Consider the following 22,787-nt stretch of genomic DNA (forward strand, 5'->3'; position numbering starts at 1 on the left):
GGCCGTTACCGCAGCAATGGATATGTACACAATCCAACTGTGTTGACTGCCAGGCCGTCTTCGCAGGCAAGCCAGCTCCCACAGTTTGATCGCGGGGCGGCAGGTAGATAAGTGTAGGCTGTCCGGCCGTCACGGGAGCAAGCTCCCTCGCCATAGGTTTAGCGTCGTACCGAAGTTGTGTAGATACCTATGCTGCGATAGCGGTGGGTCGGTTAACACATCAGTGACTGATACATCGCTATCGCAGGCAAGCCAGCTCCCACAGGGGATGGTATTTCAGGTTCAGGATGGGGCGTGTTCCGGGCGCTGTTGGCGCTGCGCCACCCAGTAGTCCACCAGCTCGCGCAGTTGCGACAGCTCCACCGGCTTGGCCATATGCCCGTCCATGCCTGCCTGGCGTGCGCGTTCTTTGTGTTCCGAGAGAATGTGCGCCGTGAGCGCCACCACCGGCGTGCGCACGCGTTGGTGGCTGACTTCCCACGCCCGCAGTTGCTGCGTGGCAGAGAAACCATCGAGGATCGGCATCTCGCAGTCCATCAATACCAGGTCATAGCGCTGGGCTTTCATCGCTTGCAGCGCTTCTTCGCCGTTGCTGGCGGTGTCCGGGTTGAGGTTGAGCTTGCCGAGCATGCCGCGAATCACTTTGGTGGAGATGCTGTTGTCTTCGGCCACCAGGATGCGGAAATCACTGGGTACGGTGATGGCTACCGGCGCGCTGGGGGCCGGGCGTGCAACGAGGGCGCCTTTGCTGCGCTGGGTCAGTTCATCGGCCAGGGTGGTCTTGAGGGTATAGCCCGCCACCGGTTTGGCGAGGATGCGCTTGATCCCGCAGTTGCGCGCAATGATCTTGCTCGGCGCGTTACTGATGCCGGTGAGCATGATCAGCAGGATGTCGTGGTTCAGGCTCGGGTCTTCCTTGATCTTCGCCGCCAGTTGCATGCCGGTCATGCCGGGCATGTTCTGGTCCAGCAGCACCACATCGAAGTAATCACGCAGGTGCGCCTTGGTGCGCAGCAGCGCCAGGGCTTCCTTGCCCGAAGGCGCGGCGCTGACGTTCAGGCCCCAGGCCGTGCATTGCTGCACCAGCACTTTGCGGCAGGTGTCGTTGTCGTCCACCACCAGCACGCGGGCGTCCTTGAGCGGGCCGTCGAGGTCGCTGGTCGGGTGCTCCAGCCGTTCAGGGTCCAGGGGCAGCGTCAGCCACAGGGTGCTGCCCTGGTGACTGCCGCTCTTGACGCCGAACTCGCCGTTCATCAACAGGATCAGTTGGCGGGCGATGACCAGGCCCAGGTGGCCACTCAAGCGCGTCGCCGAGAGGAAGTTTTTGCTGTGCAGTTCGCTGTGCAGCAAGGCGTCGCGTTCGGCGGCTTCCATGGGGATGCCGCTGTCTTGCACGGCAATACGCAGGCGCGGCTTGGTGCTGCGCTCATCCAGGGCGACAACGATCAGCACTTCGCCTTCATCGGTTTTGTGCAGGGCGTTTTCCAGAAGGCTCAGCAACGCCTGGCGCAGCCGCGTCGGGTCACCGCTGATCACCCGTGGCACCTGGGGCTGAATAAAGCTGATCAGCTCGACATTCTGTTGCTCGGCCTTGGCGCGGAAGATGCTCAGGCAGTCGTCGATCAGTGCATTGAGATCGAACTGCACATCATCGAGTTCGATCTGGCCGGATTCGAGCTTGGAAATGTCGAGAATCTCGTTGATCAGGGTGAGCAACTCATTACCGGCGCTGTGGATGGTCTGCACATAGTCGCGTTGCTTAACCGACAACGGCGTACCCAGCAGCAACTCGGTCATGCCCAGCACACCGTTCATGGGGGTGCGAATTTCGTGGCTGATCTTCGCCAGGAACTCGGCCTTGGCGGCGATTTCGGCGTTGCTGGCCGCCAGGTCGCGGCTGAGGCTGAAGCGGGTTTCGACAATGGCGCGCTGGCGCTCGCCGAGGGCCAGGCTCATCAGCAGGCCGCTGAGGCAGATAAAGCTCAGCAGGGTGACGATCAGGCCTTGTGGCGCCACCAGGGTGAGGCCGAGCAGCGCGGGCAGGATGATCAGCGTGCCGATGTTGAACACCACCATGGCCGCGACGAACAAGCGCGCCGGGCGGTAGCCTTTTTGCCAGTGATAGGCCGAGACAAACAGCATGCTCAGGCCCGCCAGCGCGACCAGGGCATAGGTGATGATGTTCAACGGCAAGGTATTGACGAACAACAGCAGCAGGCCACATAGGATGATCAGCAGGATGTCAGCCATCAACACCTTATTCAGCGGATGCGGGCCCAGGGGCATGAAGAAGCGGTAGGCAAACATCAGCCCGCAGGGCGCGGTCAGCAGCAGGGCCAGGTAGGCGCCAGGGGTCTGGATCGCGTGCCAGTTCGGCAGCCACGGCCCCACCAGGTTGAGTAGCAGCGCCAGGCTGAGCATCAACAGGAACTCGCACGCGGCCAGCCACAGGCTGCTGCGCGAGCGGTGGTAGGCGAAGCGCGTGAGGTTGTGCAGGATCAACATCGACAGCACGCCAAACAGCAGGCCGTAGATCAGCGTCTGGTTCTGGTTGGCGGCGGCCAGTACCGCAGGTTCCAGGGTGATGTAAGGGCGCAGTTCGTGTTCCGAAACCAGCCGCAGGTACACCTCCAGAGGCTGTTGGCTCTGGGGCATCGGTAACATGAAGTCGCTGCTGGGCAACGGACGCTCAGCCTGGGGTTGGCGAGTGCCGGTGATTTGTTGCTCCACCAGGGTGTCGCCGTCCAGCACGTACAGGCTCAGGCTGGACAGGTCCGGGGCGAACACCCGCAGCACTTGTTCGTGCTTGCCAGGCTGCAACCTGAAACGCACCCACAACGCACCGTCCGGCTGCGCGGCAGTGATGCGGTCCAGTTCGATGGGGCTGAATTGATTGGTGTAGCGGGAGGAACGGATGTCGCTCAGTTGCAGGTCGGCCTGTTCATCAAGCAATACCGCCCAGCCACTGCCTTGCGCGGCGGCCTGGGCCGGTAGCAAGCAGAGCAAAGTCAGCAGACTGATTGTGAAACCTATGGCGATCCTGAGCCAGCGCACGGCGAAATCCCTTCGGTAGTTGGATGCACGGGTTAACTATGCGCGGGGCGACAGGGTACGGCAAGGGCCAAAGGCCCTTACCTAACCGAACGGATAGCTACTGCAAGTGTAGCTGCTCAGTTGTTCTCACCACGTTCGCGGGCAATGGCACGGTAGCCAATGTCGGTGCGGTAGAAGCAGCCCTTCCAGTCGATTTTCGCCGCCAGTTTGTACGCCTGTTGTTGCGCGGCATCGACACTGGCACCCATCGCGGTGGCGCACAATACGCGGCCACCGGCGGTTACAACTTTGCCGTCCTTGAGCGCGGTGCCGGCATGGAAGACCTTGCCTTCCAGCGCAGCGGCCGCGTCGAGGCCTTCGATCACATCGCCCTTGGCGTAGTCGGCAGGGTAGCCACCGGCCGCCAGCACGATGCCGACGCTCGGGCGTGGGTCCCATTGCGCTTCGACCTTGTCCAGGGCCTGGGCGAGGGCGGCTTCCACCAGCAGCACCAGGCTCGATTGCAGGCGCAGCATCACCGGTTGGGTTTCCGGATCGCCGAAACGGCAGTTGAACTCGATGACTTTCGGGTTACCGGCTTTGTCGATCATCAGGCCGGCGTAAAGGAAACCGGTGTACACGTTGCCTTCATCGGCCATGCCACGCACGGTTGGCCAGATCACCAGGTCCATGACGCGCTGGTGCACGTCGGCGGTGACCACTGGTGCCGGGGAGTAGGCACCCATGCCGCCGGTGTTCGGGCCGCTGTCGCCGTTGCCGACGCGCTTGTGGTCCTGGCTGGTGGCCATTGGCAATACGTTCTTGCCGTCGACCATCACGATAAAGCTGGCTTCTTCGCCGTCGAGGAATTCCTCGATGACCACACGCGAACCCGCGTCACCAAAGGCATTGCCGGCGAGCATGTCGCGCACGGCGTCTTCGGCTTCCTGCAGGGTCATGGCGACGATCACGCCTTTACCGGCAGCCAGGCCATCGGCCTTGATCACGATCGGTGCGCCTTTCTCACGCAGGTAAGCCAGGGCCGGCTCAATCTCGGTGAAGTTCTGGTAATCGGCCGTCGGGATCTTGTGGCGAGCCAGGAAGTCCTTGGTGAAGGCTTTCGAACCTTCCAGCTGGGCGGCGCCCGCGGTAGGGCCGAAGCAATCCAGGCCACGGCTGCGGAACAGATCCACGACGCCAGCCACCAGCGGCACTTCCGGGCCGACGATGGTCAGGGAAACATTCTTCTCGGCAAAATCTGCCAACTGCTCCAGGGCCAGCACGTCGATGGCGACGTTTTCGCACTTGGCTTCGATGGCGGTACCGGCGTTGCCGGGGGCCACGAAGACTTTCTGCACGCGTGGGTCCTGGGCTACTTTCCAGGCCAGGGCGTGTTCACGGCCACCGCTGCCAATGATCAAAACATTCATTTCAAAAACCTCGGATGGAGCAAATTCGTGGGGGCACTGTTGGCTGTTTTCCTGTGGGAGCTGGCTTGCCTGCGATGCGGGCACCTCGGTGTGTCAGTTGCACCGAGGTGATGCCATCGCAGGCAAGCCAGCTCCCACATGAAGCCAGTGCCCGCTAAAGATCCAGTCAATCAGTGGCGGAAGTGGCGCATGCCGGTGAAGACCATCGCAATGCCCGCTTCATCAGCGGCGGCGATGACTTCTGCATCACGCATCGAGCCGCCCGGTTGGATCACGGCAGTCACGCCTGCTTTCGCGGCGTTGTCCAGGCCGTCACGGAACGGGAAGAACGCATCGGATGCCATCACCGAACCCACCACCTGCAAACCGGCGTGTTCTGCCTTGATCGCGGCGATACGTGCCGAGTTCACACGGCTCATCTGGCCGGCGCCGACACCGATGGTCTGGCGGTTCTTGGCGTAGACGATGGCGTTGGACTTGACGTACTTGGCCACTTTCCAGGCGAAGATCAGGTCGTTGATCTCTTGCTCGGTCGGCGCGCGCTTGGTCACGACTTTCAAGTCATCGCTGCCGATCATGCCGATGTCGCGGCTCTGTACCAGCAGGCCGCCATTGACGCGCTTGTAGTCCCAGGCCGCGGCGCGGTCTGCCGACCACTCGCCACAGGCCAGCAGGCGTACGTTGGCTTTGGCGGCGACGATGGCGCGGGCTTCTTCGCTGACGCTTGGGGCGATGATCACTTCGACGAACTGACGCTCGACGATGGCCTTGGCGGTCTCGGCATCCAGTTCGCGGTTGAAGGCGATGATGCCGCCGAATGCGGATTCGGTGTCGGTGGCGTAGGCCAGTTCGTACGCCTGGCGGATACCGCCTTCAGCGTCCGGGCTGACGGCCACGCCGCACGGGTTGGCGTGCTTGACGATCACGCAGGCCGGCTTGACGAAGCTCTTCACACATTCCAGCGCAGCGTCAGTGTCGGCCACGTTGTTGTAGGAGAGTTCTTTACCTTGCAGTTGAGTGGCGGTGGCGATGCCCACTTCGGCCGGCTTGGCTTCCACATAGAACGCCGCGCTCTGGTGCGGGTTCTCGCCGTAGCGCATTTCCTGGGCCTTGATGAACTGGCTGTTGAAGGTGCGCGGGAACTGGCTGCGGCCTTCTGTGCTCAAAGTTGGCGCCGCTTGGTTCACGGTGCCCATGTAGTTGGCGATCATGCCGTCATAGGCGGCAGTGTGTTCGAACGCCTTGAGCATCAGGTCGAAGCGCTGGGCGTAGGTCAGGCCACCGGCCTTGAGGTTTTCCAGGACGCTGGCGTAATCGCTGGCGTTGACCACGATGGCCACGTCTTTATGGTTCTTGGCCGCCGAGCGCACCATGGTCGGGCCGCCGATATCGATGTTTTCGATGGCGGTCGGCAGGTCGCAACCTGGCTTGTTGATGGTGGCTTCGAACGGGTAGAGGTTAACGGCCACCAGGTCGATCGGCTTGATGCCGTGCTCGGTCATGATGGCGTCGTCGATACCGCGACGGCCGAGGATGCCGCCGTGGATTTTCGGGTGCAGGGTCTTGACGCGACCGTCCATCATTTCTGCGAAACCGGTGTAGTCCGCGACTTCTACTGCGGCCACGCCGTTGTCCTGCAGCAGTTTGAAGGTCCCGCCCGTGGAGAGAATTTCCACACCCAGGGCTTCCAGCTCCCGGGCAAATTCGAGGATCCCGGTCTTGTCGGAAACACTGATCAAGGCGCGGCGGATCGGCAGGCGGGTGGTCTGGTCGGTCATCTCAATTTCCATCAAAAGCAAAGGAAGTCAGCAAAAAAGGCGACCGGTTTTACGCGGGCGCCTTTCTGGTTTGATTGAATGCTTACAGCAAATCGTACTGCTTGAGCTTTTTGCGCAAGGTGCCACGGTTGAGGCCCAGCAGCTCACTGGCTTTGGTCTGGTTGCCCTTGACGTAGTTCATCACGCTTTCAAGCAAGGGCGCCTCGACTTCGGAGAGCACCAGGTTGTACACATCCGTGACGGAAGCGCCCTCAAGGTGGGCGAAATAATTGTGCAGCGCCTTCTCGACACTCCCGCGAAGGGTCTGGCCTTCTTCGCTCGGCGTGTTGAGGTGCTGTTTCAAATTGACGTTGTCGCTCACGGGTGTTGTTCCACTCACTAAAGTCTCGGTCATCATCGTCATGCGGCCACCCCTTCTCCATCCCCTGTTCCCAGGCTCTTGTCGCGTCCGGCGAAGAACTCACGAACGGTGGCGACCTGTGCCTGCGTTTCATCCAAACGATTGAACTGAGCGCGGAATTCCTTGGCGCCCGGCAAGGTGGCGAGATACCAGCCGACATGCTTGCGAGCAATGCGTACTCCCATCACGTCCCCATAGAAGGCGTGCAGGGCGGCCAGATGCTCTAGCAGAATACGTTCCACCTCGACCAACTCTGGTGCCGGCAAGACTTCACCGGTACGCAGGAAATGCTCGATTTCACGAAAAATCCACGGCCGCCCCTGGGCGGCCCGGCCAATCAACAAACCATCGGCACCGGTCGCGTGCAGCACGCGCCGGGCTTTCTCGGCACTGTCGATGTCGCCATTGGCAAAGACGGGCATCGACACGGCCTGCTTGATCGCGGCAATGGTGTCGTACTCGGCTTCACCGGTGTAAAGGTCGGCGCGGGTGCGGCCATGCACCGCCAGCGCTGTAATACCTGCCTGTTCAGCGATCTTCGCCACCGTCAGGCCATTCTTGTTGTCCCGGTCCCAACCGGTACGAATCTTCAGGGTTACCGGCACATCCACTGCGCCGACAACGGCCTGCAGGATCTCGGCGACCAACTGCTCATCTTTCAACAGTGCGGAACCGGCGGCCTTGTTGCAGACCTTCTTGGCCGGGCAGCCCATGTTGATATCGATGATCTGTGCACCCAGCTCGACGTTGGCCCGGGCTGCATCCGCCAGCATCTGCGCATCGCCACCGGCGATCTGCACCGAGCGTGGCTCGGGATCACCTTCATGGATCATGCGCATCCGCGACTTGCGGGTGTTCCACAAACTCATGTCGCTGGTAACCATTTCAGAGACTACTAGACCCGCGCCCAAACGCTTGCACAGCTGACGAAAGGGCTGGTCGGTGACACCCGCCATCGGGGCGAGGATCAAGCCGTTTTGCAATGTGTATGGGCCGATGCGTACCGCCGACATAGGACTTCCCTGTTGTGGGGCCGGATCATTAGAGTTCGAAAAAGGGTTGGCATGATACCCGCTCTCGATGACTGGTTAAAGGCTGAATTGGATAAAATCTGAACAGTTACTTTTTTATCGCCATCGGTTTGGTCGACGGCGGCCAAGTCAATAATCCGCCGTCAAACCTCGGTGGGCACGCCGTTTCACTCGGGCGAATGGAAGCTCAGGCTGTAATTCACGGCTTTGTTGCCGGGGTCCAGGATGTCCAGGGAGATGTGGATCGGCGTCTGCGAGGGCATTTCGCTCACGCCGGCCAACTCGCCGCTCAGGTACTCGGCGGGCTTGAAGCGACGACTGGCAATCAGGCCGCCGTTCAGGTCCGCAAAGCGTAGCTCCAGCAGCGGGAAGGGCTGGGAGAAGGTCGCGCGGTTATAGAGGATGGCATCCACCACCAGCGCCCCGGCGAACTCGGGATGGCTGCGCACCACCAGGTTGCTGCTCTTGATATGGGTAATGTCGACCCGCGATGGCACGGTGCATCCCAGTTTCGGGCACAGCGCCTGGAACCACGGGCGGTAGGCGTCCTGGCGGGCCAGATCGTCGAATTGGTAAGCGATGTACTGGCAGGCCAGGCCGGCGGCGGCCAGTACCACCAGCACTATCCAGGCCAGGCGGCGGCCCCAGCCTGACGGACGCTTCTGCGCATACAAGTGCAGGGGGTCGTCTTCCAGGTCCTGGAGCAGTTCGTCATGTACGCCGGCCTCCGTTCGTGCGCGCTTGCGTCGTGGCTGCGCGCGGTCTTCGGGTTCCGGCTCGTCGAGGGTGGGCGTCAGCGGCGGGTCGAGATCTTCATCCTCGGCGGTGGTGTGCAGCGCCGGTTCGTCATCGAGGTCGTCGGTGTGGGCCGACATGGACGGTTCGGTGCGCTGTTTGGACGCAGGCGCCTTGGCCGGCTCGGGCTCTTCCGCTGGTGCCTGGGTGCGCTCTTCGGGCGGCTCACTGAACAGGCTGGCCGCCCATTTTTCTTCCTCGGCCTTGACCGTATCGCGGCTGGCGCTGAAGGACTCTTCCTTTTGCCGACGGTCGGCACCTGGCTGGCGACGTTCTGCGCCCACGGCCTGGGTGTGCTGAATCTCGCGACGTTCCAGCTTGGCCAGTTCCTTGTCCAGGTTATCCAGGTCCAGCTCTTCGGCCGTCCACTGTTTCTGGCTGATGGCCCGCGGTGGTTCGGGAGGTGCTTCGCCAGTCGGTTCGACGGCCGGCTCAGCGGTGGTCGGCACTTCCGCTTCCGGCGCAGACGCCTGGGCCCGTTGCTCGAGCAACTGGCGAGCGGCGTTGAACACTTGCAGGCACGAGCCGCAACGCACCACGCCGCGGGCCACGCTCAATTGAGCGTGGTTGACGCGAAAGCGCGATTGGCAATGTGGGCACTGGGTGACGAAACTGTCGGTCATGCGGCCATCCGATTCAGGCAAGCGCTCATTCTAGCGCCGACGACCGCTGATGCGTACCCAGCCATCACGGTTGGCGATCGGGTCCAGCTCGAAGTCCTTGGCGTAGGCCGCCGCCACGTCTTCACCTTGCTCGGCGAGGATGCCCGACAGCGCCAGGCGCCCGCCCGGCTTGACCAGGCTCGACAGTTGCGGCGCCAGCGACACCAGTGGCCCGGCGAGGATATTGGCCACCAGTACATCGGCCTGAACCTGGGGCAGATCTTCAGGCAGGTAGAGTGGGAATTTGCCTTCGGCAATGTTGTTGCGCCCGGCGTTATCGCGTGAGGCTTCCAGGGCCTGCACGTCGATATCGGTGCCCACGGCCTCCTTGGCGCCCAGCAGCAGGGCGGCGATTGCCAAAATCCCCGAACCGCAGCCGAAGTCCAGGACGTTGCTGTCGGTCAGATCCTGGCCGTCCAGCCATTCCAGGCACAGGGCGGTGGTGGGGTGGGTGCCGGTGCCGAACGCCAGGCCCGGGTCCAGCAGCAGGTTCACCGCGTCTGGCTCGGGAGCGGCGTGCCAGCTTGGCACGATCCACAGGCGCTGGCCGAAGCGCATGGGCTGGAAATTATCCATCCAGCTGCGTTCCCAGTCCTGGTCTTCGATGACTTCGCTGTGATGCTCGGGCAGCGGGCCGCCGGTGAGCAGTTCCATATGGGCCAGCACGGCAGCGGCGTCGGTGCCGTCTTCGAACAGGGCCAGCAAATGGGTGTGGGACCACAGCGGCGTGGTATTGAGTTCCGGTTCGAAGATCGGCTGGTCTTCGGCGTCCATGAAGGTCACCGACACGGCGCCCACTTCGAGGAACGCGTCTTCGTAGGTTTCGGCTTGTTCTGGGCTGATGGCGAGACGGACTTGCAGCCAAGGCATGGCGGGCACCTTTGAAAAAAATGAATGTGCGGCGGGCAGGCCGCGAAAGCGCGCAAGTTTACGCGAGCAGCGGGCAGAAGACGACACTACAGCAGGTTTGCACAGCACAAAATGTGGGAGTGGGCTTGCTCCCACAGGTGGACTGTATTGATCCAGCCAGGTCGGTGGCCCACAAACAACAAAACCGCCCGAAGGCGGTTTTGTTGGGTGGAGCACTTACTGGTTGGCCAGCTTGTGTTCCAGGTAGTGAATGTTCACACCACCTTCGCAGAAGCCTTCATCACGAACCAGGTCCCGATGCAGCGGGATGTTGGTTTTGATGCCGTCTACCACGATTTCGTCCAGGGCATTGCGCATACGGGCCATGGCCTCGTCGCGAGTGGCGCCCCAGGTGATCAGCTTGCCGATCAGCGAGTCGTAGTTGGACGGAACCTTGTAGCCGCTGTACAGGTGCGAATCCACACGTACGCCGTTGCCGCCGGGCGCATGGAAATGCTTGACCAGGCCAGGGCTTGGGATAAAGGTTTTCGGGTCTTCGGCGTTGATGCGGCACTCCAGGGAGTGGCCGTGCATCTTCACGTCGTCCTGGGTGAAGGACAGCACGTTACCGGCGGCGATGCTCAGCATCTCCTTGACGATGTCGATACCGGTGACCATCTCCGATACCGGGTGCTCTACCTGCACACGAGTGTTCATCTCGATGAAGTAGAAGCGGCCGTTCTCGTAGAGGAACTCGAAGGTGCCGGCGCCACGGTAGTTGATGTCGATGCACGCCTTGACGCAGCGTGCCAGCACTTCCTGGCGGGCTTTCTCGTCCAGGCCCGGAGCCGGAGCTTCTTCCAAAACCTTCTGGTGACGACGTTGCAGCGAGCAATCGCGGTCGCCCAGGTGGATGGCGTGGCCCTGGCCGTCGGACAGCACCTGGACTTCCACGTGACGTGGGTTGGTCAGGTACTTCTCCAGGTAGACCATCGGGTTGCCGAACCAGGCGCCCGCTTCGGAGCGGGTCTGCTTGGCGGCTTCGATCAGGTCTTCTTCCTTGTGCACCACGCGCATGCCGCGACCACCACCGCCACCTGCGGCCTTGATGATCACCGGGTAGCCGACTTCGCGACCAATGCGCAGAGCGGTTTCTTCGTCTTCAGGCAGTGGGCCGTCGGAGCCTGGAACGGTTGGCACGCCGGCCGCGATCATGGCGTCCTTGGCCGATACCTTGTCGCCCATCAGGCGAATGGTTTCGGCTTTGGGGCCGATGAAGGCAAACCCGGATTTTTCCACCTGTTCGGCAAAATCGGCGTTTTCCGCGAGGAAGCCGTAGCCTGGGTGGATGCCATCAGCGCCGGTCACTTCTGCCGCGGCGATGATGTTCGAGACTTTCAGGTACGAGTTCGTGGCCAGTGGCGGGCCGATGCAGATGCTTTCGTCCGCCAGTTTCACGTGCATCAATTCGGTATCGGCCGTCGAGTAAACAGCGACGGTCTTGATGCCCTCTTCCTTACAGGCGCGCAGGATACGCAGCGCGATCTCGCCGCGGTTGGCGATCAGGACTTTTTGCAGTTTCTTCGCAGGTTTCAACATCGAAGGCGCTCCGCGGTTCAAACGATGGTGAACAGCGGCTGGTCGTACTCAACCGGCTGACCGTTTTCTACCAGGATGGATTCAATGACGCCGGCTTTTTCCGCGGTGATGTGGTTCATCATTTTCATCGCTTCAACGATGCAGATGGTGTCGCCCACTTTCACGGTCTTGCCCACTTCAACGAAGGCTGGCGAGGTCGGTGCCGGGGTGCGGTAGAACGTACCGACCATTGGCGACTTGACCACGAAGCCGTTCAGCGCAGGCGCGGCTGGGGCGGCAGGCGCAGCGGCGGCGGCAGGTGCGGCAGCCGGAGCAGCAGCGGCTGGAGCCGGCGCTTGCATCTGTGGCGCGTAGAACTGTTGGGCCGGGGTCTTGCTGTGACGGCTGATCCGTACGGACTCTTCGCCTTCCTTGATTTCCAGCTCGTCGATACCGGATTCTTCCAGCAGTTCGATCAGTTTCTTAACTTTACGGATATCCATGAATCATCAACTCCCAAGGGTCGGTCAGGGGCGTTTAGCCTGTTCTTCAATGTGTTCCAGGGCGGCCTCCAGGGCCAGTCGGTAACCGCTGGCGCCAAGGCCGCAGATCACTCCTACCGCTACGTCGGAGAAGTAAGAGTGATGGCGGAAAGCTTCGCGTTTGTGCACGTTCGATAAATGCACTTCGATGAATGGGATGCTCACCGCCAGCAGCGCGTCACGTAATGCAACGCTTGTGTGCGTAAAAGCGGCGGGATTGATCAGAATAAAGTCCACGCCTTCGCCGCGCGCGGCATGGATGCGATCAATCAATTCATACTCGGCATTGCTTTGCAGGTAGAGCAAATGGTGGCCGGCTTCACGTGCCCGTCGTTCCAGGTCGAGGTTGATCTGGTCGAGGGTCACTGCCCCGTAGACGCCCGGTTCGCGGGTGCCAAGCAGGTTCAGGTTGGGTCCGTGAAGAACCAGTAAGGTCGCCATTGGCTGTTCCTTGTTATTGGTGTGGGTGCGTCAGAACCCGGCGACTATGCCGCAAAGCCTTTGTGACTGTCCAGTTCTATGCAGTAGCCGGCACGATTAGCGAGGATTGCGCAAAATTTGTGACTGTGGTTTCAGATCCAGTCATCGCTGATACGGCACTGAGATCGCTGGAGACCCATTGTGGGAGCGGGCTTGCTCGCGAAAGCGGTGGATCAGCTAAAGATGCATTGACTGACACACCGCATTCGCGAGCAAGCCCGCTCCCACGTTTGGTCTACACCGGGCGGGATATCGGGTTAGACGCGAAAGGCTTGCACGGCGGTAGTCAGTTGCCCGCCCAGCACCAGCAGGTGTTCGCCTTGGCTGCGGCCCTGGCCAATACGCAGCAAATTATCCTCACCCAATTGATGAATCCGCTCACTGTTGTCGCGTATCTCGCTCACGGCTCCACTCTGCTGTGCGGTCACATCGGCAATACGTACGGCAGTGTCGGAGATGGTCTGGATCGCGCCGACGATTTCATCCAGCGCGCCATCCGCCGCCTGGGCTTGCTGGGCGGTGGCTTCGGCGTGTTCGACCTGGGCGCGCATGCCTTCTACCGACTGGTGCGCGGCGGTTTGCAGGCCGGCGATCAGGCCCTGGATTTCGGCGGTAGCACCGGCGGTACGCTGGGCCAGGGAGCGTACTTCGTCGGCCACTACGGCGAAACCACGCCCGGCCTCACCGGCGCGGGCGGCTTCGATGGCGGCGTTAAGGGCCAGCAGGTTGGTCTGGTCGGCAATCGAGCGGATCACCGTGAGCACGCCGCCGATGGTGGCGGACTCTTCGGCAAGTTTTTCGATCATTTGCGCATTTTGTTGCACTTCACCCACCAAGGCATGCAACCCGTTGAGGCTCAGGCCGATCACGCGCTGGCCTTGCTCCACGGCCTGGCCCGCACTGCGACTGGCGCCGGCGGCCTGGCTGGCATCGCCTGCGACTTGCTGGATGGTGGCTTCCAACTCGCCCAGGGAATCACGGATTTGCGCGGTGTCGCCGGCCTGGCGTTCGGCGCCGTCGTGCAGGCCGCTGCTCAGTTCGGCCAGGGCGCGGCTGCTGCCCGCCACTTCTTCGGCATTGCCACGGATGGTGCCGACCAGGTCCACCAGGTAGGCGCGCAGGCGGTTGAGGGAGGCCTCGATATCGTGCAGCTCGCGGTTGGTCTTGCCCAGGGCGATCGGTTGGCTGAAGTCGCCTTCGGCCCAGGTCGACAAGGCCGGCGCCAGGTTGGTCAACACGCGCGCCAGGCGCCGTTGCAAGGTGTCGATCAACAATGCGATCAGCAGGATCAGGCCAATCATCACGCCTTGTATCACACGCACTTCGCCCTGAATCTTCGCATGTTGCGCGCGCACCACGGGTTCGAGGCCGGCGATGGCTTGTTGCACGTTGGTGATTTTCAGGTGGGTGCTGGCGGCAAGGTCAGTGCGTTGCTGAATCTGCTCACGGGTGCGCTGCAGCTCGGCGGGGTAGCGGGTCAACAGGCTGTTGAGCTCGCGCTTGAGGTCAACGCCGGTGTCCTGGGCTTCGGTTTTTTCGGTGTTTTCCAGGCCCATCAACGCGGAAAAATCGTCGGTGTTGGATTCTGCGCTGGCCTTTATTCCCAATAAGGGCAGTTGCCCGAGCAGGTCGGCCTGGGTTCTCAGGTGGGTCACTTCGCGCTCGACATCCGCAGCCAACTCGGCGCGCCCGCTGCTCACGAGCTTGTCGCGGGCCAGGGACAGTTTGCCCAGATGCTGCGAGGCGGCGAGCAATGGCGGCATATAACGCGCAGCCTCCGCAGAATTGATGCCGCTGGCGTACTGGCTCAGTTGTTCCAGGTTCGCGCCCAGTTCACGTTCGGCTTGCAGCAACAGGGCTTGCGGGTCGCCAGCCAATTTACCGGCGGCCAACAGGTCGGTCTTGCTGAAGGTCTCCAGGTCCATAAGGCTGGGGCGTAGGTTTTGCGCCAATTCGGGCGGCAGTTGCGCTAGCTGCAGTTGCAGGCTTTCCAGGCTCTGGGTGGCACTGCTCAGGCGCAGGGCATCGCCGCTGGCCAAGTAGTCCTCGATGTTACGGGCAGCCTGGTTTTGAAAGACCTGGGACAAACCCAGGTAGCGCTCCATCAACAAGTACGGGCGCTCCAGTGCCCGTTGCGACCACCACAGCGTCGCCCCGAGCGCCAGGCACACGGCCACCAGCAGAAGGGTATTGAGATTGGTCAGCAGCTTCAGGCGCATGCGGGGTTTCAACCGACGGCAAGAGATAAGCGCCTGAATTTATTGCGTTTGTATTACAGCGTTATGACCGAATCGGTGGATTCTGGTGAAAAGATGGCACTTTGCTTTGATGTGCGAGCGGCTTGCACGCGGTTGCGTCCGGCGTCCTTGGCGCGGTACAGCGCTTCGTCAGCCTGAGCAGCCATCATCAGGCTGTCGGAATCGTCGCACAGCTCCACCAGGCCGGCGCTGAAGGTGCACCACAAATCCTGCGGTTGTGCGGGGTAGTGGATTTCTGCAAAGCGCCGGCGAATGTCGTCCAGCACCTTGCAGGCCGATTCCAGGTCGGTGTCGGGCATCACGATGGCGAACTCTTCACCGCCGTAGCGGCCGATGTAATCGGTCTTGCGCAAACGCTGCTTGAGAAACAGTGCCAGGCTCTTGATCACCCGGTCGCCCATCGGGTGGCCGTGGCTGTCATTGACGCGCTTGAAGTGGTCGATATCGAGCATGGCAAAGCTAAGAGGCTTGTTCTCGCGGCGGGCGCGGAAGCTGCAATCTTCGAGCAGTTGCAGGATATGCGTGTGGTTGTACAGCCCGGTGAGGCTGTCGCGCACCATCCGTGCCTTCAAGTTGCGCGCACGCGAGGCACGGTTACGCACAGTGGTGATCAGGTGACGCGGCTTGATCGGTTTGGTGAGGAAATCGTCACCGCCCTCGCTCATCGCATCCAGCTGTTTATCCAGGTCGTCCTCAGCCGACAGGTAGATGATCGGCACGCTGACGTAGCGGTCGTTGTGGCGAATCACCTTGGCCAGTTCGGTGCCGGTACAGGCAGGCATGTACATGTCGAGGATGATCAGGTCGGGCTGGAAATCCGCCAGCTCGGCCATGGCCTGGATCGGTTCGATCAAGGTGCGGGTGATAATCCCGGCACTGTTGAGCAGGCGTTCGGTGTGCAGCGCCTGGGCCCGCGAGTCGTCGATGATCAGCACTTTATATGGTTCGTACTGGGCCGCGCAGGTCAGCACTTCGATCTTTTCCAGCAGGCTTGAAGCTTCCAGGGTGCCGGTCAGGAACTCTTCGCCACCGGCGCGCACGGCGGCCAGGCGCGTCGGGGTGTCGGTTTCGTGCAGGCTGAAAAACAACAGCGGCAGCTTGTGCTCCAGGCCCTCTTGGGCTTCTGCGGCGAGCTTCAGGCCCAGGCCTGTGCCGCAGAAGTCCACGTCCATCACGATCGCCGACGGCAAACGCTCGGCCATGGCCGCGCGAAAGGCGGCGACGCTGTCCAGAGCGTGGGCGCTCATGCCAAAGAATTCGAGCTGCTTGGCCAGACGCTCGGCGCGGTCATGGTCGGCGAGCATCACGTAGATCGGCTTGCGCATCGGTGGCAGGAAGGTTTGCTCAAGCTGGTCGCCCTGGCGCAGGCCGGTGCGGGACAGGCGTTGCATCAAGCGGTTGAGCTCAGTGATCAGTTGGCTGCTCAGGCGGCCACGGTTCTCGTCCACGGCTTGCAGGGATTCACTGATATGCCGTGCCAGTTGCGTGTGTTCGGGCTGTTCGAAGCGTTCGGCGAAGCGCTGCAGGCGCAGGTTGGCTTCGCTGAGTTCGGAAAAGTCGGCGTTCGACCACTCGCTGCGCTGCAGGCGCTGCCAGATCTCAAGAATTTGACGTGCCTGATGAATTACCCGCTGGGCAAAGTGCTGCTTGAGACGCTCGCGGCTGGGGTCTTCTGACTCGGTCATATCCTGACTACTGTGAGGGTGCATGCTGAGGTCGACTGATGGCGCTATGCTAGCACCTCTTTTCTGATAGATGAGTGTCATACGTCAATTAAGTCTGCATGCCAGAGATTCAGTTATTGACCGGCTGGTCGCCCAGCGTAAAAGGTGTGCATCCTTTATAGTCCAAGCGGCCCGGTGCGCCACTTTCGTGTAAAAGCCCCGCACCGATGGGCACGATGGGGTAGGGTTGTGGTCGGAATGTCTGAACGCACCCGGACAATTGACGTGCATGAACTCAAGTGATTGAAAGGATATCGCCATGCTGGACTGGAAAAACCGCGAAGGCAGTGCCAAAGGCCCCGCCCCTGAGCCCAAGTCGGCCAACCGCAGCTATTTTCGCAACCTGCTGATGAGCCGAGCTTTGCTCAGCATCATCGGCTTGTACCTGCTGGTCACCGGTGGCCTGGGTTGGTACTGGAGCCAGGAGCCGGCGCTGTTTCCGGTCCAGCAAACCGCCCAGCTTGCCGCCGAGAAGGAAGGCAAGCAGATAGTGGTGGGCTACACCACCGTCGAAACCCTCAAGACCGTGGTCGGCACCTTGCTGAACAAACCGGGCGGTTATATTTCCAACGACCGTTTCCCGCCGGGCTTGTGGATGGACAACATGCCGAGCTGGGAATATGGCGTGCTGGTGCAGGTGCGTGACCTCACCCGTGCCCTGCGTAAAGACTTTGCCCGCTCCCAGTCGCAGTCGGCTGAAGACGCGGACCTGGCCAAGGCCGAGCCGCGCTTCAACTTCGATAACAAGAGCTGGGTGCTGCCGTCCAGTGAGTCGGAATACCAGGAAGGCATTAACTCCCTGAGCCGCTACGAAGCGCGCCTGTCTGACCCGAACCAGCGCGGCGCGCTGTTTTATGCGCGTGCCGACAACCTCAACAACTGGCTGGGCGATGTGGCCACCCGTTTGGGCTCGTTGTCCCAGCGCCTGTCCGCCAGCGTGGGCCGGGTCAAGCTGAACACGGCGCTGAAAACCGAGGCGCTGGCGCCGGGTGAAGTGCCGCAGGTTGATGAAGAAGTGGTGGAAACCCCATGGATGCAAATCGACAACGTGTTCTACGAAGCGCGCGGCCAGGCGTGGGCGCTGTCCCATCTGTTGCGTGCCATCGAAGTCGACTTTGCCGACGTACTGGCCAAGAAAAACGCCACCGTCAGCGTGCGCCAGATCATTCGTGAGCTGGAGGCCTCGCAGGAACCGGTTTGGAGTCCTATGATTCTTAATGGCAGTGGCTTCGGTGTACTGGCGAACCATTCGCTGGTGATGGCCAACTACATTTCCCGGGCAAACGCTGCAGTGATCGACTTGCGTCAGCTCCTCAACCAGGGTTGATGATGGACGCTACTCAAAAGGAGGCCGCACACCGAGCGGCTTCCGATGCTGAACTGATCTGCTGGGTCGACGAGCAGGACCACCTGCTCGGCCACCTGGTCAGGTCCGACCTGCGCCAGCGCGGCTTGATTGGCCGCTGCACTTTTATCTTCCTGTTCAATTCCAGAGGCGAGCTGTGTGTGCACCGGCGCACGCTGAGTAAAGCCCTGTATCCGGGGTTCTGGGATACGGCGGCGGGCGGGATGGTGGCGGCGGGAGAAAGCTATGCCCTGTCGGCACAGCGGGAATTGGCCGAAGAGCTGGGCGTGAGTGGCGTGGAGCTGGTCGAGCACGATCATTTTTACTTTGAAGATGGCGACAGCCGTCTTTGGTGTACTTCCTACTCTGCCGTCTGGGACGGCCCGCTGTGCTTGCAGCCTGAAGAGGTCATGGAAGCGCGTTTTCTAACCATCGAAGCGGTGCTTGCAGAGGCCGAGCAAAAGCCTTATTGCCCGGACGCCCAAGAGGGCTTGCGGCGCTATCTCGACTCACGTCGCTAAAGTTGCATAAATTGGCGCCATTTGGCTCTTAGCAACTTTGCTTTTTGCCGTTACACTGCGCGCCTTTTCACCCGAACCGCTATTGTTTCACCCTGTAGGAGCGAGCTTGCTCGCGAAAAACGCCAAGACACCGCGTGCTGCCTGAATGCCCGCGTTATCGTTGACGCTCTTCGCGAGCAAGCTTGCTCCTACAGTGGATGTTACTTTGACGGTTCGGTAGCGCTGCCCCTGCCTGAGTGGGGCTTCGCGGTCGGTTACTGCCTTGTGCGGCGCCGATCAGTCTTCATCCTCCCAAGAGGATTGCCGGTGGCCAAAAAAGCCGCATCCTTCGCCGCCCTTGGTGGCCTGGTATTTTCCACCGACGCAGGTCGACACTGCCCGGACTGTCGTCAGCCCGTGGATTCGTGCACCTGCAAACAGACCCTGATCCCCGAAGGCGACGGTATTGCCCGCGTGCGTCGCGAGAGCAAAGGCCGTGGCGGCAAGACGGTGACCACCATCACCGGCGTGCCCCTGGCTGAAGAGGCCCTGAAGGAATTGGCCACCTCGCTGAAAAAGCGTTGTGGCACCGGTGGCGCGTTGAAAGACGGGGTCATCGAGATCCAGGGCGATCACGTCGAGTTGCTGTTGGCCGAGCTGATCAAGCTCGGGTACAAGGCCAAGAAGTCCGGCGGCTGAAAGCCTCTTCCCAACCTGTGGCTAAACTCTGTCCTGCCAGTGGGGTCTACTTCCCTTGCAGGCAAATCGTCATTTTCATTCTTTAGACTGCGCCAGCCTCGAACGAGAGGTGGCGCCTTCGCCTTCATTTATAGGGGACTTCGATGTCCGTACGACGCACACGCAAAGACGATGGCAGCCAATGGACAGTTGCGGACAGCCGCAGTGTTTACGGGATTCGCCATTGGGGGGCCGGGTATTTCGCGATCAATGAAGCCGGTCGCGTAGAAGTCCGTCCGAACGGCCCGAACAGCACGCCCGTCGACCTGTACGAGCAAGTCGATGAGTTGCGCAAAAGCGGCCTGTCGTTGCCGCTGCTGGTGCGCTTCCCCGATATCCTGCAAGACCGCGTGCGCCAATTGACCGGTGCCTTCGATGCCAACATCGAGCGCCTGGAATACCAGAGCAAGTACACCGCGCTGTACCCGATCAAGGTGAACCAGCAGGAAGCAGTGATCGAGAACATCATTGCTACCCAGAACGTCTCCATCGGCCTGGAAGCCGGCTCCAAGCCTGAGCTGCTGGCCGTGCTGGCCCTGGCGCCGAAGGGCGGCACCATCGTCTGCAACGGTTACAAAGACCGTGAGTTCATCCGCCTGGCGCTGATGGGCCAGAAGCTCGGCCACAACGTGTTCATCGTGATCGAGAAAGAGTCCGAGGTAGGGCTGGTGATCGAAGAGGCGGCGAGCCTCAAGGTCAAGCCGCAGGTGGGCCTGCGTGTGCGCCTGTCGTCCCTGGCATCGAGCAAGTGGGCCGACACCGGTGGCGAAAAATCAAAATTCGGTCTGTCGGCGGCGCAGCTGCTGTCGGTGGTCGAGCGCTTCCGCGCGGCCGGCCTGGACCAGGGCATCCGCCTGCTGCACTTCCACATGGGCTCGCAGATCGCCAACCTGGCCGACTACCAGCACGGGTTCAAGGAAGCCATTCGTTACTACGGCGAACTGCGCAACCTCGGCCTGCCGGTGGACCACATCGACGTTGGCGGTGGCCTGGGCGTGGACTACGACGGTACCCACTCGCGCAACGCCAGTTCGATCAACTACGACATGGACGACTACGCCGGCGTGGTGGTGGGTATGCTCAAGGAATTCTGCGACGCGCAGAGCCTGCCGCACCCGAACATCTTCTCTGAAAGCGGTCGCTCCCTGACCGCTCACCACGCCATGCTGGTGGTGCAGGTGACGGACGTCGAGAAGCACAACGACGAAATCCCGACCATTGAAAACAAGGAAAGCCTGCCGGAAACCGTGCAATGGCTGGTGGACCTGCTGGGCCCGACCGACATCGAGATGGTCACCGAAACCTACTGGCGCGCCACCCACTACATGAGCGACGTGGCGGCCCAGTACGCCGATGGCAAGCTGACCCTGGCGGAAAAAGCCCTGGCAGAACAGTGCTACTTCGCGGTGTGCCGTCGCCTGCACAACTCGTTGAAAGCCCGCCAGCGCTCGCACCGCCAGGTGCTGGACGAACTCAATGACAAGCTGGCCGACAAGTACATCTGCAACTTCTCGGTATTCCAGAGCCTGCCGGACACCTGGGCCATCGGCCAGGTCCTGCCGATCCTGCCGCTGCACCGCCTCGACGAAGAGCCGCTGCGCCGCGCCGTGCTGCAAGACCTGACCTGCGACTCCGACGGCAAGATCAAGCAATACGTCGACGAGCAGAGCATCGAGACCAGCCTGCCGGTTCACGGTTTGAACGAAGGCGAAGACTACCTGCTGGGTATCTTCCTGGTCGGCGCCTATCAGGAAATCCTGGGCGACATGCACAACCTGTTCGGTGATACCGACTCGGTGAACATCTACCAGCGTGAAGACGGCTCGGTGTACAGCGCCGGGATCGAGACCCACGACACCATCGAAGACATGCTGCGCTATGTGCACTTGTCGCCGGAGGAGTTGATGACGCATTACCGTGACAAGTGCGCGAGCGCGAAGATCTCGGCGTCCGAGCGTACCCAGTTCCTGGATGCGTTGCGTCTGGGCCTGACGCGTTCTTCGTACCTGTCCTCGTAATAAAAATGTGGGAGCGGGCTTGCTCGCGAATGCGCAGTGTCAGTCGCTGATTATTTGGCTGATACACCGCTTTCGCGAGCAAGCCCGCTCCCACATTTGGGTTTGTATTCCTTCAGCTTGCTCCCAGCCACAGCCCTTGCCGATTCAAGTGCCAGGCTATCGCCCAGAGCGTCAGGCTGCGCACCGCCATGAACAGCAGAAAGGTGATCCACAAGCCGTGGTTACCCAAACCCTGCAACGCCCAGGCAATCGGCAGCACCAGCAGCACCGTCAGCAACATCCCATCGCGCATTTCCCGCGCCCGCGTTGCACCGATAAACAGCCCATCGAGCAAATAACTCCACACCGCAATCAACGGCAATACCGCGAGGTAAGGCAGGTAGATGTCGGCGGTTTCGCGCACGCTGGGAATATCGGTTTGCATGGCGATAAACAGATGGCCGCCGAAGGTGAACAGCAGGGCGAAGCCGACGCTGGCGATCAGTGACCAACCGCAGGCCACCACCAATGACCGCCGCAACGCCTGCCGGTCACGGGCGCCGATGGCGTGGCCGCAGAGGGCTTCGACCGCGTGGGCCAAGCCATCCAATGCGTGAGCCGTCAGTAACAGGCCGTTAAGCAGCAGCGCATTGGCTGCCACGGTGGCATCGCCCAACCGTGCGCCTTGCACCGTGATCATGAAGAACACCGACTGCAGTGCCAGGCTGCGGATGAAGATGTCGCGGTTGACCGCCAGCAATGGGCGCCAGCTTTGCCACAGTTTCAAGGCGGCCCAAGCGATATGCCCGGGGTAGGCACGCAGGGCTTTTTGCGTGAGCGCCAGGCCGAGCAGGGCGCCGGTCCACTCGGCGATTACCGAGGCGCGGGCGGAGCCGACCACGCCCCAGTCCAGGCCGAGTACAAACCACAGGTTAAGCGCGATGTTCACCAGGTTGGTGGTCAGCAAAATCGCCAACGGCGCCCGCGCGTTCTGGGTGCCGAGGAACCAGCCGACCAGTGCATAGCTGGCGAGGGCGGCGGGCAGGCCGAACAGGCGGGTGTGGAAAAATTCGCGGGTCAGTTGGTTCAGTTCGGGCGAGGGCTGCATCCATTCCAAGGCCAGGTGGCTCAGGGGAATACCCACCGTGCCCAGCAGCATTGCCAGGCCCAGCGCCAGCAACAAGCCTTGCAACAGGATCTGCCGCAACGCCGCCCCATCGTTGCGCCCGGCGGCTTGGGCGGCGAACCCGGTGGAGCCCATGCGCAGGAAGCCCATGGCCCAGGCGAGGAAGGTATACAGGCTGGCACCGACAGCCACGGCGCCCAGTTGGTGGGCGTGGGGCAGGTGGCCGATGACCATGCTGTCTACGAGGGCGACCAAGGGCACGGAGATATTCGACAGGATCATCGGCGCGGCCAGGGCCCAGACGCGGCGGTGGGTGGGGCGGTGGCGCCAATCGGTCAATAAGGTGGACATGCAGTCTCCTTCGGGGGAGCGGCATTGTACCCGGCCAATGTGGGAGCTGGCTTGCCTGCGATGGCGGCCTCCCAGCCGATACCTATCTACCTGACACCCCAACGATCCAACTGTGGGAGCGGGCTTGCTCGCGAAGGCGGCCTGGCAGGCGACACAGTTGGCCCGGGTAC

Annotated in this window: 16 protein-coding genes and 1 pseudogene; 4 read left to right on the forward strand and 13 right to left on the reverse strand. The window is 61.6% G+C overall.

What is annotated here, in order from left to right; all coding sequences use genetic code 11:
- Window positions 1-282: 282 nt before the first annotated feature.
- From A7K61_RS24550 to A7K61_RS24605, 12 genes and pseudogenes are all read right to left on the reverse strand, one after another.
- Window positions 283-3,054: a hybrid sensor histidine kinase/response regulator gene (locus A7K61_RS24550; RefSeq protein ID WP_044271090.1), complete on the reverse strand. Its 2,772-nt coding sequence runs from the start codon at window positions 3,052-3,054 to the stop codon at window positions 283-285.
- A 116-nt stretch (window positions 3,055-3,170) separates the two neighbouring features.
- On the reverse strand, window positions 3,171-4,463 hold the full coding sequence (gene purD, locus A7K61_RS24555) for a phosphoribosylamine--glycine ligase (RefSeq protein WP_014716727.1): 1,293 nt from the start codon (window positions 4,461-4,463) through the stop codon (window positions 3,171-3,173).
- A gap of 170 nt (window positions 4,464-4,633) precedes the next feature.
- Window positions 4,634-6,241: a bifunctional phosphoribosylaminoimidazolecarboxamide formyltransferase/IMP cyclohydrolase gene (purH, locus tag A7K61_RS24560; protein ID WP_003188169.1), complete on the reverse strand. Its 1,608-nt coding sequence runs from the start codon at window positions 6,239-6,241 to the stop codon at window positions 4,634-4,636.
- A gap of 82 nt (window positions 6,242-6,323) precedes the next feature.
- A complete protein-coding gene (fis, locus tag A7K61_RS24565; protein WP_002555375.1) occupies window positions 6,324-6,644 on the reverse strand; it encodes a DNA-binding transcriptional regulator Fis in 321 nt (106 codons plus the stop codon).
- Window positions 6,641-7,654 (reverse strand): tRNA dihydrouridine synthase DusB, encoded by a 1,014-nt coding sequence (gene dusB, locus A7K61_RS24570; RefSeq protein WP_034126416.1) that lies wholly within the window; start codon window positions 7,652-7,654, stop codon window positions 6,641-6,643. The genes fis and dusB overlap by 4 nt, the downstream gene beginning before the upstream one ends.
- 185 nt (window positions 7,655-7,839) lie before the next feature.
- Window positions 7,840-9,090: a DUF3426 domain-containing protein gene (locus A7K61_RS24575; protein ID WP_047712469.1), complete on the reverse strand. Its 1,251-nt coding sequence runs from the start codon at window positions 9,088-9,090 to the stop codon at window positions 7,840-7,842.
- A 30-nt stretch (window positions 9,091-9,120) separates the two neighbouring features.
- Entirely contained in the window at window positions 9,121-9,999 is an 879-nt protein-coding gene (gene prmA / locus A7K61_RS24580) for a 50S ribosomal protein L11 methyltransferase (protein ID WP_034134793.1), read from the reverse strand.
- Between the two features lie 216 nt (window positions 10,000-10,215).
- Window positions 10,216-11,577, reverse strand: coding sequence for an acetyl-CoA carboxylase biotin carboxylase subunit (accC, locus tag A7K61_RS24585; RefSeq protein WP_003188188.1), 1,362 nt, complete (start codon window positions 11,575-11,577; stop codon window positions 10,216-10,218).
- 17 nt (window positions 11,578-11,594) lie between these two features.
- The gene (gene accB, locus A7K61_RS24590) at window positions 11,595-12,059 is read right to left on the reverse strand and encodes an acetyl-CoA carboxylase biotin carboxyl carrier protein (protein ID WP_003188191.1); all 465 of its coding nucleotides are present in this window, start codon (window positions 12,057-12,059) and stop codon (window positions 11,595-11,597) included.
- 24 nt (window positions 12,060-12,083) lie between these two features.
- Entirely contained in the window at window positions 12,084-12,539 is a 456-nt protein-coding gene (aroQ, locus tag A7K61_RS24595; RefSeq protein WP_014716732.1) for a type II 3-dehydroquinate dehydratase, read from the reverse strand.
- A 296-nt stretch (window positions 12,540-12,835) separates the two neighbouring features.
- Window positions 12,836-13,351 (reverse strand): annotated as a pseudogene (locus A7K61_RS34305) (methyl-accepting chemotaxis protein); the annotation flags it as partial.
- A 1,499-nt stretch (window positions 13,352-14,850) separates the two neighbouring features.
- Window positions 14,851-16,521: a PleD family two-component system response regulator gene (locus tag A7K61_RS24605; protein ID WP_019818274.1), complete on the reverse strand. Its 1,671-nt coding sequence runs from the start codon at window positions 16,519-16,521 to the stop codon at window positions 14,851-14,853.
- A 298-nt stretch (window positions 16,522-16,819) separates the two neighbouring features.
- Here A7K61_RS24605 and A7K61_RS24610 point away from each other — a divergent pair, with 298 nt between their 5' ends.
- From A7K61_RS24610 to speA, 4 genes are all read left to right on the forward strand, one after another.
- Window positions 16,820-17,887, forward strand: a complete 1,068-nt coding sequence (locus A7K61_RS24610) for a DUF2333 family protein (RefSeq protein WP_032893759.1) — start codon at window positions 16,820-16,822, stop codon at window positions 17,885-17,887.
- 2 nt (window positions 17,888-17,889) lie between these two features.
- Window positions 17,890-18,426, forward strand: a complete 537-nt coding sequence (locus A7K61_RS24615) for an NUDIX hydrolase (protein WP_044271103.1) — start codon at window positions 17,890-17,892, stop codon at window positions 18,424-18,426.
- Window positions 18,427-18,732: 306 nt separating this feature from the next.
- The gene (locus A7K61_RS24620) at window positions 18,733-19,104 is read left to right on the forward strand and encodes a translation initiation factor Sui1 (RefSeq protein ID WP_003188201.1); all 372 of its coding nucleotides are present in this window, start codon (window positions 18,733-18,735) and stop codon (window positions 19,102-19,104) included.
- Window positions 19,105-19,247: 143 nt separating this feature from the next.
- Entirely contained in the window at window positions 19,248-21,161 is a 1,914-nt protein-coding gene (speA, locus tag A7K61_RS24625) for an arginine decarboxylase (protein WP_003188203.1), read from the forward strand.
- A 112-nt stretch (window positions 21,162-21,273) separates the two neighbouring features.
- Here speA and A7K61_RS24630 read toward each other — a convergent pair whose 3' ends face one another.
- Window positions 21,274-22,617 carry an MATE family efflux transporter gene (locus A7K61_RS24630; protein ID WP_047712472.1) on the reverse strand — a complete coding sequence of 448 codons (1,344 nt, stop codon included), beginning with the start codon at window positions 22,615-22,617 and terminating at the stop codon, window positions 21,274-21,276.
- Window positions 22,618-22,787 lie beyond the last annotated feature (170 nt).

This window comes from Pseudomonas sp. AP42 (genome assembly GCF_001728935.1).
GTDB lineage: Bacteria > Pseudomonadota > Gammaproteobacteria > Pseudomonadales > Pseudomonadaceae > Aquipseudomonas > Aquipseudomonas lactis.

Bases quoted from the DNA above. Each gene is read 5' to 3' on its own strand.
- purD (WP_014716727.1), bottom strand. From the start codon at position 4,463: ATGAATGTTTTGATCATTGGCAGCGGTGGCCGTGAACACGCCCTGGCC.
- purH (WP_003188169.1), bottom strand. From the start codon at position 6,241: ATGACCGACCAGACCACCCGCCTGCCGATCCGCCGCGCCTTGATCAGT.
- fis (WP_002555375.1), bottom strand. From the start codon at position 6,644: ATGACGATGATGACCGAGACTTTAGTGAGTGGAACAACACCCGTGAGC.
- dusB (WP_034126416.1), bottom strand. From the start codon at position 7,654: ATGTCGGCGGTACGCATCGGCCCATACACATTGCAAAACGGCTTGATC.
- A7K61_RS24575 (WP_047712469.1), bottom strand. From the start codon at position 9,090: ATGACCGACAGTTTCGTCACCCAGTGCCCACATTGCCAATCGCGCTTT.
- prmA (WP_034134793.1), bottom strand. From the start codon at position 9,999: ATGCCTTGGCTGCAAGTCCGTCTCGCCATCAGCCCAGAACAAGCCGAA.
- accC (WP_003188188.1), bottom strand. From the start codon at position 11,577: ATGTTGAAACCTGCGAAGAAACTGCAAAAAGTCCTGATCGCCAACCGC.
- accB (WP_003188191.1), bottom strand. From the start codon at position 12,059: ATGGATATCCGTAAAGTTAAGAAACTGATCGAACTGCTGGAAGAATCC.
- aroQ (WP_014716732.1), bottom strand. From the start codon at position 12,539: ATGGCGACCTTACTGGTTCTTCACGGACCCAACCTGAACCTGCTTGGC.
- A7K61_RS24605 (WP_019818274.1), bottom strand. From the start codon at position 16,521: ATGACCGAGTCAGAAGACCCCAGCCGCGAGCGTCTCAAGCAGCACTTT.
- A7K61_RS24610 (WP_032893759.1), top strand. From the start codon at position 16,820: ATGCTGGACTGGAAAAACCGCGAAGGCAGTGCCAAAGGCCCCGCCCCT.
- A7K61_RS24615 (WP_044271103.1), top strand. From the start codon at position 17,890: ATGGACGCTACTCAAAAGGAGGCCGCACACCGAGCGGCTTCCGATGCT.
- speA (WP_003188203.1), top strand. From the start codon at position 19,248: ATGTCCGTACGACGCACACGCAAAGACGATGGCAGCCAATGGACAGTT.
- A7K61_RS24630 (WP_047712472.1), bottom strand. From the start codon at position 22,617: ATGTCCACCTTATTGACCGATTGGCGCCACCGCCCCACCCACCGCCGC.